9 protein-coding genes are annotated in these 13013 nt (G+C 53.8%); 4 read left to right on the top strand and 5 right to left on the bottom strand.

What is annotated here, in order from left to right; all coding sequences use genetic code 11:
• Window positions 1-34 precede the first annotated feature (34 nt).
• Window positions 35-1606 carry a bifunctional phosphoribosylaminoimidazolecarboxamide formyltransferase/IMP cyclohydrolase gene (purH, locus tag JNJ77_05960; protein MBL8822114.1) on the top strand — a complete coding sequence of 524 codons (1572 nt, stop codon included), beginning with the start codon at window positions 35-37 and terminating at the stop codon, window positions 1604-1606.
• Between the two features lie 998 nt (window positions 1607-2604).
• Here the strand turns inward: purH and JNJ77_05965 are convergent.
• Both JNJ77_05965 and JNJ77_05970 read right to left on the bottom strand, forming a co-directional pair.
• Window positions 2605-3039 carry a hypothetical protein gene (locus JNJ77_05965; protein MBL8822115.1) on the bottom strand — a complete coding sequence of 145 codons (435 nt, stop codon included), beginning with the start codon at window positions 3037-3039 and terminating at the stop codon, window positions 2605-2607.
• A gap of 137 nt (window positions 3040-3176) precedes the next feature.
• Complete coding sequence (locus JNJ77_05970; GenBank protein MBL8822116.1) at window positions 3177-3602, bottom strand: FKBP-type peptidyl-prolyl cis-trans isomerase; 426 nt, start codon at window positions 3600-3602, stop codon at window positions 3177-3179.
• 773 nt (window positions 3603-4375) lie between these two features.
• Here JNJ77_05970 and JNJ77_05975 point away from each other — a divergent pair.
• Window positions 4376-4738: an STAS/SEC14 domain-containing protein gene (locus JNJ77_05975; protein ID MBL8822117.1), complete on the top strand. Its 363-nt coding sequence runs from the start codon at window positions 4376-4378 to the stop codon at window positions 4736-4738.
• A gap of 206 nt (window positions 4739-4944) precedes the next feature.
• Here JNJ77_05975 and JNJ77_05980 read toward each other — a convergent pair whose 3' ends face one another.
• A complete protein-coding gene (locus JNJ77_05980) occupies window positions 4945-6120 on the bottom strand; it encodes a DegT/DnrJ/EryC1/StrS family aminotransferase (protein ID MBL8822118.1) in 1176 nt (391 codons plus the stop codon).
• Window positions 6121-6388: 268 nt separating this feature from the next.
• Between JNJ77_05980 and JNJ77_05985 the strand changes: the two genes are divergently transcribed.
• Window positions 6389-7039, top strand: a complete 651-nt coding sequence (locus JNJ77_05985; GenBank protein ID MBL8822119.1) for a phosphoribosylanthranilate isomerase — start codon at window positions 6389-6391, stop codon at window positions 7037-7039.
• 212 nt (window positions 7040-7251) lie between these two features.
• Here JNJ77_05985 and JNJ77_05990 read toward each other — a convergent pair whose 3' ends face one another.
• Window positions 7252-7485: an addiction module protein gene (locus JNJ77_05990; protein MBL8822120.1), complete on the bottom strand. Its 234-nt coding sequence runs from the start codon at window positions 7483-7485 to the stop codon at window positions 7252-7254.
• 364 nt (window positions 7486-7849) lie between these two features.
• Here JNJ77_05990 and JNJ77_05995 point away from each other — a divergent pair, with 364 nt between their 5' ends.
• Window positions 7850-10249 (top strand): PAS domain S-box protein, encoded by a 2400-nt coding sequence (locus JNJ77_05995; protein ID MBL8822121.1) that lies wholly within the window; start codon window positions 7850-7852, stop codon window positions 10247-10249.
• Between the two features lie 25 nt (window positions 10250-10274).
• Here the strand turns inward: JNJ77_05995 and JNJ77_06000 are convergent, their stop codons facing one another.
• Window positions 10275-12887, bottom strand: coding sequence for a hypothetical protein (locus tag JNJ77_06000; protein ID MBL8822122.1), 2613 nt, complete (start codon window positions 12885-12887; stop codon window positions 10275-10277).
• Window positions 12888-13013: the final 126 nt, after the last annotated feature.

Here is a 13013-nt window from a genome sequence, read left to right on the forward strand (position 1 = left end):
GAGTGAGTAACTCCTCTTCCTTGTGATTACACCTATGACTGACATCACCCTTCGTCGTGCCCTGTTGAGCGTAACGGATAAAACCGGGCTGGTATCTCTAGCTCAGGCATTGCACAAACTGGGCGTGGAACTCATCTCCACCGGTGGCACACGCAACACGCTCGCTGAGGCAGGTCTGCCCGTCAAAGACATCAGCGAGGTGACCAAGTTTCCAGAAATGCTGGATGGCCGCGTGAAGACGCTGCATCCCGCAGTGCATGCGGGCATCCTCGCCAAACGTGACAAGGCTGAGCACTTGAAGACGTTGCAGGAACATCAACTGCCCGTCTTCGATCTGATTGTCTGCAACCTCTATGCGTTTGAAGAAACCGTTGCCAAGCCGGGCTGCACCATGGCCCAGGCAATTGACAACATTGATATCGGCGGCCCCACCATGATCCGGGCTGCTGCCAAGAACCACAACGGCGTAGCAGTGCTGACATGCCCCAGTCAATATGCATCGTTTGTGGAAGAAGCCCAGAACAACGCAGGCAAAATCAGCCTGGCAACCCGGCAAAAACTCGCTGCGGATGCCTTCTCCATCATCGCTGATTACGACCTGGCTATTGCCAAGTACTTTGCTGAACAATCGAGCAAGGAAACCTTCCCGGCATCCTTGCGGCTCAGTTGGAAACGCAAAGCGACTCTGAGGTATGGTGAAAACCCGCATCAGCAGGCTGCTTTCTATGTTGAATCCAAACCGAGCCGGGCTTCTGTTTCTACTGCCCAATCGCTGGGTGGCAAGGAACTTTCCTTCAACAATCTGTTCGATCTGGACAGTGCGTTGACTCTCGTTCGCACCTTTGCCGAGCCAGCGGCCGTGGTCATCAAGCACAACAACCCATGCGGTGCTGCCGTAGCTGCCACGCTGGTAGAAGCGTATCGCCGTGCAAACGAGGGCGACCCGATCAGCGCCTTCGGCGGCATCGTCGGGCTGAACCGCGAAGTGGATGCTGCAACCGCTCAGCAAATGACCGAGCCTGGCCGGTTCTTTGAAGCCATCATTGCTCCCGGCTTCAGCGATGAAGCGATGAACATTCTCCGCACCCGGCCCAAGTGGAAGGATAGTGTTCGACTTTTAGCTACCGGCCCGCTCGAGGGAAATGCTTACGGCTTCGATCTGAAAAAGATCGAAGGCGGCTTGCTCGTGCAAAACCTGGACAATGCGGTGCTCGACTGGAGCCAGGTGAAGGTGGTTACCAAGCGTGCACCCACACCCAGCGAACTGGCAGATTTAGCCGTAGGCTGGGCAGTGGTGAAGCAAGTGAAAAGTAATGCCATTGTGCTGGCGAAGGATCGCATGGTGATTGGCGTGGGTGCTGGCCAGATGAGTCGCATTGATTCGGTGCAGATTGCCATCCGCAAAGCTGGGGACAGAAGCCAGGGTTCCGTGCTCGCCTCCGATGCCTTCTTCCCATTCCCCGATAATGTCGAAGCTGCTGCTGCAGCAGGCGTGAAAGCCATTGCCCAGCCAGGCGGCTCCGTCAAGGACCAGGACAGCATCGCCGCCTGCGACAAGCATGGCATCGCCATGGTCTTCACCGCCATGCGGCATTTCAAGCACTAACATATTTAGCCCCCGGCTCTTTAAGCCGGGGGAGGGTTCACGCGAGGTGCGTTACGTCTTTCAAGATGGCGTTATTGCTGGCTGTGATATGCCTTCGTGCACACCCGCCCCACACTAAAGGAAAACGGGGCCAAATGAAACTCGAGCAGTGTAATGGGTGACGCCGGATTCCCGTTCATGTTTTGTGTACTGTTTTTCATTTTCGCAATCTTTGCGAGAAAGATGACGCACTTCATGTTGTTTGGATACCGATTAATCTATACCGAGAAAGATTATCTATATCGTTGGATGAACAAGAACACCGATTTGCTTATTTCGCTAAGCAGACTTACCTGGTTAGCAATCGCCTGCATCAATCTATACATCACGATAATGCTTCTGAACCGTTAAACCGCAATGCCTCTGTGCCATGAAACCAATTGATTGCATCATTCGTCCGATGGTACATAAAAGTGTTTATTTAACTGTACTGCACGTGTGCCATTGCGTGCAGATACTCCTGCTAGCAATGCACAAGTGTGTAAGGGAAGATGGCATCATCATGCCTAAGCACGGCCAAACGATGACATCCGACAAAACTGAATGAAATTTCAATTCCTCTACCTGAATTCAGTGTGGCACCGGGTGTGTCTGGGTGCACTACTGGGTGGGTTGATGGGATTCGGTCTTTGTTACTACGCTTTATACATCCAAAAGCCAAGCAAGGTGTTTTTTTCGATTAGTGTTACAGACAATATTCCAGCCGAGACTGTGAAAGATATTTATCGTCAAGCAGAAATTGAGGCGCGGAGAATATCAGGCGACGATGTACCCATGAAAATCATGATTTTTGGTTTCGTATTTCTTCCGCTCACTGTTATCGCAGTCATCATCATCTGTGGCTTCTGCTGGCCACATGAACGAAAGAAACTTCATTCAGTTTGTCATTTACGCCATCTGCCCGTGTGTCATTGCTTGCAGATACTCCTGCCAGCAATACTCCGTGTGCCATGGCACCGTTAGGATGCATCACTAATTTCTGGAAGTTTTTGCGGAAATGAATTTGATTGACAGCGAGGACAACTGCGCGATGTTGTTCTATCACCTGTCCCTGCACATTTGAAATGAATTGCAGCACGGCATGACGGACAGATAGCACCTTCCAGGATACTCGCAATTCGTTGCTGACATTGCACACACATTTCGTTAACTACCTGCTGTGAAGTTGATGCTTCTCGCTTTTCTACGGGTAGTTCGTTTTTCTCCACAAGCCTGGCTGCTAAAAGTCCAACGACCAAACCTGCTACAGCAAGTACGACAGGAACGGTTAGCCAGAAGATAAAATCGTTCGAATAGTATGCGATCACTAATCCCACAACTAGAAACAGAGACATGAAGCTGCAACCGAGTGCAGTCTGGCTTTGCATATTTGTTGATTGATTCTCGTGATCCATCTCGGGTATTTCTGGAATGTTGCTACCAGTGTAGAGACCATAATCCTTCGAACCATGCTGCATTTCAAGCTAAAAAACCAGCCCTGACAATGTTGCCAGGGCTGGTGATGTACTCTGTTCTTCTGTCGCAGGTTTCCTTACACGATGGCCATGAGTTCCACTTTCATTTCGACCAGGTGAGCGTCCCAGCGATGGTGTGTTTCGACAAAAATCATTTCGTCATCGATATCGAGCACGCGAACCAGGCACATCTTGCCGTTGCGTGAACGCACCCGAACCCATCTACCAATGCTTAATTCTGCAGTGGCTTCGAATCGAGCACGATGAAGCTTGTGCACCTTGGCTGAATTGGGCTGGCCGTAGGCCTGTTGTTCAAAGCGTTTGACAGTCGTGGCGCCAACTGCCATGCCTTCGAGGGCCATACCGAGACCTGGCATACGTGGATGATCCACGCCGACAGTAACGCGAGTCGGGCCGCGTTTGCTGGAAGTAACCGTTGTTCCATCAACAAATCGTTTGACATAATTCACATCGACCACATCTCCGCGCCGTGCCGTTTTCATGACGGGCTCCCGTTCTTGAGTACTGGAAACAACAGCCTGTCTCGTTCGATGCAGGCGGCACACCAGGGTGCTGCGAGTTCATCGCGCTTCAGGCTCAAGCAGATCACGTCTCAAACTGGAGGCAGGAAAAATCCAGCAAGAAATGAACAGACAAAAGGCTCAACAGAAGTGTCGAGTAAAGGCTTAGGAAGGTAATGATACCATATTCTGTTGATCATTACCAGTTCAAAGTCTGACGAACATGTCATTCATTCATGCACAGAGCGTTACAACGCCATTACTTGGCATCGCGGCGGGCTTGCGTTCGTTTGCCACCTGACGAGCTCTGCCCAAACCCCCGGGAATCATTCCCGGTGAACTGGGTGGCTTTGCGCTGGGAGGCTGCTGAGGTCTTTTTTTGACTGGTACGATCGGCTGCGACCGCGTTTTTGATCATCTGAACCTGGGCGGGCCATGAGGCCTTCGCACTTTTCTTCGCGGGCATGGTTGCTTTCTACTCTGAGTAAGTTACTGGTGTTGTGTTATGTTACGGTATTACGGAAGTGCTGACGATGAATACGCAGAATCGCATGAGAATCATGATGTCCAGATGGTTTCCCGTAACCACACCTCGACGGAGTACCGCCGGAGTGTGGCACAGATTCCGAACAGGTACTTCAGCTGGACATTCAGTATGACACTACTGAATCATCTCGACGGAGCGAGATGACGACAAACTGATAAACTAAATCACATCATTGCATTGTCCCTGTTCAAAATGGAGAGAGCGCATCATGATCGAGCCACTCAGTCGCAGTTCGGGCAAGGTGCTGGGTTTCAAGATGTCGGGCAAGCTGCACGATGCCGACTATCAGCATTTTGTACCGACCGTGGATGCCGCGGTTGCAAAGCTTGGCAAAGTCCGCCTGCTGGCGGTGTTTCATGATTTCCAGGGCTGGGACATGCATGCCCTGTGGGACGATATCAAGTTTGCCACCACGCACTGCACGAAGATTGACCGCATCGCCCTGGTGGGGGACAAGAAATGGGAAGAATGGATGGCGAAAGTCTGCAAGCCCTTCACCATGGCCAGCATCCAGTATTTTGATGCAACCAAAGAAGTTGACGCATGGAAGTGGCTGGAAGAAGGGACGTAGATTCTTACTGTTTTGCTCCGAAGCTTCGAAGGAGCGACCTATTCGAGCGCTCCTCCGGAGCTTGACCATTCTTTCCTTGCTCACCAGGCCCTGCCGGGCCTGGCTAATACCGTTCGCTCCTTTGGAGCAAGAGACCGTTTCACACTGACTGTAAAACAAAAACAGCCCGGAGAACTTCCAGGCTGCGTTGTTGTAACTGGTATCGGCTAAGCAGCTTTCCGCAGGCCAGCATGTTTCTCGACAAAGTTGACGCAACTGGCCACCACGCGGCGCTGTTGTTCAAGCGTGAGTTCCGGGAACATGGGCAGGGCCAGCACTTCCTGGCAGGCCTTCTCGGTCACGGGTAGGTCACCCGTCTGGTAGCCCAGGTAAGCGAAGACTTTCTGCTGATGCAGTGGCAGCGGATAGTAGATTTCGGTGCCGATGCTGTCATCAGCCAGGTGTTTGCGGAGAGCATCGCGCTGTCCATCGGGAACGCGTACCACGTACTGATTGAAGCAGTGCTTGCCAAACGTCTTCACCGTAGGACGGACGAAATACTGATCGAGTTTATGCTCAGCAAGCATGCTGTCGTACCGGCTGGCAATCGCAGAACGGGCATTGTTCCACAGATCAACATAAGGCAGCTTCACTCGGAGCATGGCAGCCTGGATCGCATCGAGCCTGCTGTTCCAGCCCATCTCTTCGTGATAGTACCGTTGATACATGCCGTGGTTACGCAGGCAGACCAGCTTGCGGGCCCATTCACGGTCGTTGGTGACGATCATGCCACCGTCGCCGTAAGCGCCCAGGTTCTTGGTCGGGTAGAAGCTGAAGCAGGCCATCGCGCCAAGTGTGCCACAGCGTTTGCCCTGGTATTCGGAACCAGTCGACTGGGCAGCATCTTCAATGACATGCAGGTTGTGTTCATCTGCTAATCGCCAGATCGGTTCCATGTCAGCACATTGGCCATACAGGTGCACCGGCATGATGGCCTTGGTACGTGGCGTGATCTTGGCTGCGATCTTGCTCGTATCGATATTGAACGTATCGGGTTCGATATCAACGAAGACGGGCGTGGCACCCAGCCGGGCGACGCAACTGGCCGTCGCGAAGAAGGTGAATGCGGTCGTAATAACTTCATCGCCTGGGCCAATATCGAGGCATTTCAGTGCCAGGGAGATGGCATCGGTACCGGAGGCGCAGGCGACGGCAGCGGATGCACCACAATACCCGGCAAATTCCTTTTCCAGTGCTTCCACTTCCTTGCCACCGATGGCACAGCCGGAATCGAGCACGCGTCGGCATGCTTCTTCCAGGTGAACTTTCAGCCCTTTGTATTGCAGTTTCGCGTCAAACAACGGAACAGGCTGCAGTGGTGTCGGAAACTTGAGCGTAGACATGAGCAGACTCCCTCCCTCAAGCGTGGGGACATTCCCTGTCCCATAGCATTTGGCACCATAAGGTGAAGCGTGTATTCTGTCAAGAGAAAAGCCATTAGCTGTCAGCTATCAGCTTACAGATATCAGCCATGCGGGAAAAACTATGCAATTTGCTTTGCATCGTTCAATAATTAAGGGTGGAGTCGAGCATAGCTACACTTCCGCTTGTGCCTTATTAGCTGATAGCTGACAGCTGATAGCTTAATACTGACTACTCCAAGGTTTCCCCGTGAACACCAAGACTAAAATCTGTGGCCTCACCACCCCCGCCTGCGTTGAGGCCTGCCTGGCTGTCGGCGTCGATGCCATCGGGCTCAATTTTTATCCCCCTTCCCCTCGCTCAGTCACCCTGGAGCAGGGGGCCAGGCTGCGGTTGATGATTCCCTCCACCATTCAAGTAGTAGGTGTTTTCGTTCGACCAGATCAAGCCTGGTTGCAATCGGTGATGGCTGCCATCCCGCTCGATGTCGTGCAACTGCATGGCACCGATGCAATGTACTGGAAGACGTTCTCCCCCATTGCCATTCCTCTCTGGCTGGCGTGTGGCATCAAAAGCACGGATGATCTCGCCGAGGTACAGCAACAACTATCTGATTGCCAAGCTGCGGGGGGTAAGGTAACAGCCTTGCTGCTCGATGCCAAGGTGGATGGACAGCATGGCGGGACCGGCCAGACCGCACCCTGGTCGCTCGTTAAGCAGGTTCGATGTCCAGTTCCTTTGGTGCTGGCGGGCGGTCTGACACCTGACAATGTTGCTGAAGCAGTGCAAGAGGTGCAACCCGCCTGGGTCGATACCGCCAGCGGAGTAGAAAACCAGCCCGGCATCAAGGATGCAGACAAGGTGCGTAGGTTCGTGCAAGCCGTGCGTGATAATATTTAGCCCTCATCCCTTCAGGTCGGGGGCGGGTGCGTGCGGTCGAGAAATACGCATTGCGAAGGAAAAATACCGTGGTCACGATCACTCCCGCGCGAACCCGCCACAGGCTTAAAGAGCCGATGGCTAACTGGGAAATGTGTGTATTAGTCAATAGGGCTTAGTTTCAATTATCCTGCTATGTCAATACGTGAGGGAGACGTTCGCGTTGTGCCAACTTATGGATGCGCAGATGCATTGCCGTGGATCGCCTCGTGCATGCTCTTTTCCAGATCCTCAAGGGAGATCATTTCCGCTTTCCCTGAGCGCATCTCATCCAGACGACGATCCATTTCTTCCAGACTGATCGGTTCTTCCTCCAAGCCTTCCAAAAGCTCATGTGCAAGGATGATGCGATCTTCCATAGGAAGATTCATAACAACTTTTCTAGCGTCAGCCAGCACGGTGCTCATAGGTTTCTCTATCAGTCCATAACATCTTATCCTAATGGACATTGAGCGTTCAATAGAAGTTGTAGCTTGAATGTGCCATTTGATCCCGCACTCATTCATTGAAGCTGTGCCGCATTCCGCTGTTTACTCACGTCGGAATGTGGTTTTCGGCAACCGCAAACTCCCACACCTCGGCTGAGTAGAGCCGAAGTGTAGCATCATGCACACACCACCGCGCGAACCCGCCACCGGCTTGAAGAGCCGGTGGCTAAATGGGATTGATGGGGCAAAATGTTCCTTCCCTGCTTCACAGCCGGTTTCCATTTGCATCCTGACTGTCACCTCGCCACAATAGAGTCTTCTCGCGGCAGGGGTTACTGTCGTCATGGAATCAGCCACACCATTACTTTCGACCAAGTCGTGGTCGCTGGAGGAGATTGAAGAGCGGCATGCTGCCATTCTGGAGGCTGCCCTTGATGCCATCATTACGATGGATCATCAAGGAACGGTGATTGAATTCAACCCCGCAGCGGAAAGACTTTTTGGCTATCGGCGTGAACAGGCAGTAGGCCAACCCCTGGCATCACTCATCATCCCCGTCAGGCTGCGAGATGCCCATCAGCAAGGCATGAAGCGTTACCTGGCAACCGGTCAGGGCGCGGTGCTGAACAAGAGGCTGGAGATGCCGGCACTCCATGCGGATGGCCATGAATTTACCGTCGAACTCACCATCGTTCGCATTTCCACGCGGGGAACACCTCAGTTCACAGGCTTCCTGCGTTATGTGAGTGAATTGCGATGGAAAGAAGAATCGCTGCGTCGCAAGGCCAAGTTGCTGGATGAAGCCCAGGCCCTCGCCCAGATGGGCAGTTGGGAATGGGACCTGATCAGCAACCAGGTCACCTGTTCCGACCAGATGTATCGCATCTTCGGGCAGTCTCGTGGTACATTCCCTTCACGGTTCGAATCGTTCATGGAATGCATCCATCCCGAAGACCGCCTAGCAGTACAGCAAACCATTGAACAGTCAGTGAATCCGGGAATCCTGAATGTCGTGGGGCGCATCGTTCGACCTGATGGCACGGTTCGCATCGTGCATACACAGGGTGAAGTCATCCGCGATGCACAAGGCAATCCGGTGCGTATGACCGGCTACTCGCAGGATATCACCGACCGTCAGCAGGCAGAAGAGGCCCTACGTGCCAGCCAGAAGCAGTTGGCTTCCATTGCCGCTTCCATGCCCCAGGCGCTGTATGTTTTTGATATCTTCGAAAAGCGGATGATTTATTCCAACCGTGAAGTGTGGAGCGATCTGGCGTATACCCGGGAGGAAGTGGATAAACTCGGCCCGCAGTTTCTTACTCTGATGCTGCACCCGGAAGACCAGGAGAGACTGCCGGGATTGCTGGCACGCTGGGATACTGCCCGCGATGGTGAGGTGCTTGAGACCGAGTACCGCATCAAGCATGCCAACGGCACCTGGCGATGGCATCTCGGTCGTGACGCAGTTTTCAAGCGTGATCAGGAAGGGAAAGTCCGACAGATCATCGGCACCATCCAGGACATTACCGATCGCAAACGTGCCGAGGAGGAAAAGCAGAAACTGCAGGCACAGGTGCAGCACGCCCAGAAAATGGAAAGTCTGGGCATTCTCTCCGGCGGTATCGCACACGACTTCAACAACCTGCTCACCAGCGTGCTGGGATACACCGATCTGGCCATGAGCGAACTGCCAGCCAACTCGCTGGCCCATCAATATGTGGCTCATGCGGTCGATGGCGCTCGCCGCGCCGCTGAGTTGACACAGCAGTTGCTGGCCTATTCCGGCAAAGGCCGCTTTGTCGTGGAGCCTCTCGATCTCTCTGCCATCACCGAAGAGATGACCAGGCTGCTGCAGGTGTCAATCTCGAAAAAGTGCGTGATCCAATTCGATCTGCGAAAACCCCTGGCTGCCGTGGAAGCTGATGCCGCCCAGATGCGCCAGGTAATCATGAATCTGGTGATCAATGCCTCGGAAGCCATTGGTGATGAACAGGGCGTGATCGGCATCAGCACGGGCATCATGCAGTGCGACCGGGCCTGGTTTGCCGATGCCTGCGCCGCTGATGATTTGCCTGAAGGCCAGTACGTGTTTCTGGAAGTGAGCGATACAGGCTGCGGCATGGATGCGGAAACCAAGGCAAAAATATTCGATCCTTTTTTCACGACCAAGTTCACCGGTCGCGGGCTGGGGCTTTCGGCAGTGCTGGGCATCGTGCGCGGGCACCGTGGCGCCATCAAGGTCTATTCCGAACCAGGCAAGGGAACATCCATCAAGATGGTCTTCCCCTCGTCGCAGTTGCCTGCACGCGCCCAGGAACCAGCCAGCGACACTCCGACACCATGGCGTGGGCATGGCACAGTGCTGATCATTGACGATGAACCATTTGTCATCGAACTGGCCCGCTGCATGCTCGAAAAGATGGGGTTCACGGTACTGACCGCCCGCAACGGCCATGATGGGCTGCACGTTTTTGAACGGGAGGGGAACAACATCCGCCTGGTGCTCCTCGATATGACCATGCCCCAACTCGATGGCGAAGAAACCTTCCGCGAACTGCGCAGGCTCCGCAGCGATGTACTGACCATTCTTTCTAGTGGCTACAACGAACAGACCGCCACCAGCCGCTTCGCCGGCAAAGGCCTGGCGGCGTTTATCCAGAAGCCTTATACCTTCGAACAATTGCAAACCACCGTGCGCCAGGTGCTGGAAAAGGGAACTAAGCCCGGTGAAGCAGGAGAATGAACATTGGACAGAATTCTGCCCTGTCTCACTTATCATCCCGCTTGAGCGTCATCCCCTTTTGAGTATTGCGTGAACGGAGCATATCCACCGGAGCGGTGGGGATTGCTTCCGGGTAGAGGGTGACCGATTGCTTGTCCTCTGCAAGAGTGAGTGCCTGGATGGAATTCATACCGAATTGCTCCGGAAAAGGAGGCAGCAGGAACAGGAGATTGCCTATGCCCACACCCTTGAGGCTGGAAGACATGTTGGGCATCATGCTGGTACCTGCCCCGGAGCATTGGAAAATGCTTGCAGTGCTGGTTTTCTTGATCAGGGTGTTTCTACTCTTGTCGCGATCATGCACCCAGTAACCAGCGAAGTCGCTGCCATCGCCCTGCTGAAACCAGTTCGGATCGACAAACCCGAAATCGAGCCGCTCGAGTTTACCGTTGCGGGCCTGTTCTTTCTCCAGTTCCTGTCGACGTGCCAGTGGATTCATTCCCAACCCCATTCCCGGATTATTCACGCGGAACGGATTGTCTTTGGTTTTGTCATTGGTCTTGCCGGAAGTCTTACCGAAACCACCAAATCCACTACCTGTTTTGCTGAGAGTGGTTTTACCTTGAGACTTGGCAGATTCCTTTCGCGGTGAATTGGACGCCGTACGCGGACCAGCTTCGCCGGAAATCGCATCGAGCGTCCATTTGCCTGAGAGGCCATCTTCGCCGAGTTCAAGTTTTCCACTCCGTTCGCGGCCACGTGCATCGTGCAGAGTGAAACTGAGCGTATTGTTGCGTGCCTGGCCAGCAAGAACTGCTGTGACAGCGGTACCTCTGCTACCATCAATGGGCAAAGCCCCCAGACTGCTGCGGAAGGCCTTGCTGGAGAAGGTGCCGATCACCCCTTTCTCATTCTGATACAACGTCAGCACGCCATAGTCGAACAGCCAGTAGCCGGCGAACCGTGCGTCACTCGGTCGTTCAGCCAGGCTCGAACCTGTCAGTGTCAGGAGTTCACCATCGCGGGCCAGTGTGGCAGCAGGAAACTTCGCCTGCATTTCTGCAATCTTGCGTTCCCAATCCAGTGTCAGCAGTCGTCCCGCCTGTTGCCGGGAGACGATGCGTTCCAGGCTCTGAACCTTCGTATTCATGTCCATATCGCGGTTGGCATCAATCTTACCGGGTGACTCAAGTTTCTGTTTTTCCCATTCGTTCTTGAGGCTATCGACAGCCTTGGAAGCCTTCTGCTCCCCCTTTTTCCATTCGTCTACTCGGCGCTGCAGAATAGCACGGGAACGAGCCAGGTCAAAACGGCCATCGCCTGGCTTCAGATCCAGCCGAAGCACACCCACCAGGCGGTTGGCATCATCGAAGCATTCCAGTGCAGGCAATGCGGATTTGCTGTCACTGGTGATGGTGAAGCCGCCTCGTTCATCACGGTTCCAGGTCAGACCTGCGAAGGAAACCGTTTTGCCAGTCAATTTGGTTTTGGAACTCTGCCCCTTGATGCTCACCAGGGTGATGCGCTGCATGAGATCGTAACGCATGGGTGTTCCCAAAGTGCCCACCAGTTCCCAGTGCATTCCCGATGGTGCAGGCAGAGCCGTCCAGTCCTGTTCCTGGGTTGCCTTGCTTTCCCTGCGAGCTGCCTCCATATCAAACAGCACCGGTGGCTTCATCATCATCAGCACGTCACGATCTCGCACATCGATAGCTACTGTGCTCTTGACGAACAGTTTCACTATCTGATCGAGGTCATCATCAGAATTCGACATTCGATCCATCATGGCATTGATGCTGCGCTGCAGTTCCTGGCCGAGTTCTTGAGCCTCTTTGGCGCCAGGCATGTGGGCTACCTGCATCACGTAAGGCATCGGGTTCACTGCAACCACAAAGCTGCTGGCTAGTGCCTTGTCGGACAATTCCACCGTTCGGGCCAGCGACGGCGCCAACGCGGGCAAGATCACACCCATGACAGAATCGAGACGATTGCGTTCAAGGTTCACCAGGGTAACCGGGTGCGTATCTGCCAGTTGAATAGTAACCTGAGGTAATGCTCGCTGCTGGATGCTGGCAGGCCGAATCGGGCAGCCCGTTCGCAGACTGTGTTCGATGAGTTTGGCTTTGAGGGGTGCAGGATCGCCTGATGGAATGTTGCCCAACTTACGTATCATCCATCCCTTGGGCTTGGCTGGTTCAAACCCCTGCAGGTAACTGGCCCAGGAACTTAACCCGGCGAGTTCAAGCCGAGCCTTCAGCTTTTGTATGGTCTGCGGAGTGCCGGGCAGAATCAGAAAACCAGGGAGCGTGACTGAATCGATCCAGTGCTGTTCGACCTGGAAGTAAAGAGTGTCGATACCCTGCTCAAGAAAAAAGGCCCGCAGCGTGCGATAGTCATCGGCAAAGCTGTCTCGATCCCTGGCGCCGAGAATAGCTTGCCGAACGGGATTATCGGCAGGAAGTTTCTGCACCACCGGCCACAACTGGCTGGCCAGCTTCATGGCATTCTCGGCCTGCAGGCCTGAAAAGTGAAAGCGGTAAAACTGCTTGGTGTTGGAATTCACCAGGAACGTGGGGATTTCCTGAGCAGAAGGCGACTGGGCCTGTGCCGATAGGTAACAGTACACCGTGACGAGCAGAGGCAGACACGCACGTACCATTGTGATATCCCAACGTGGCATCGGTATTCGGGCTTACCAATAGCTAACACTGATATCTGCACGAAGCAAGAAGAAAAGCCAGGCGGTTCCAGTCCACGAATGAATCTGGTCGCATCTCGCCCCCGG

It is taken from the genome of Planctomycetia bacterium, from assembly GCA_016795155.1.
In the GTDB taxonomy this organism is placed as follows: domain Bacteria; phylum Planctomycetota; class Planctomycetia; order Gemmatales; family HRBIN36; genus JAEUIE01.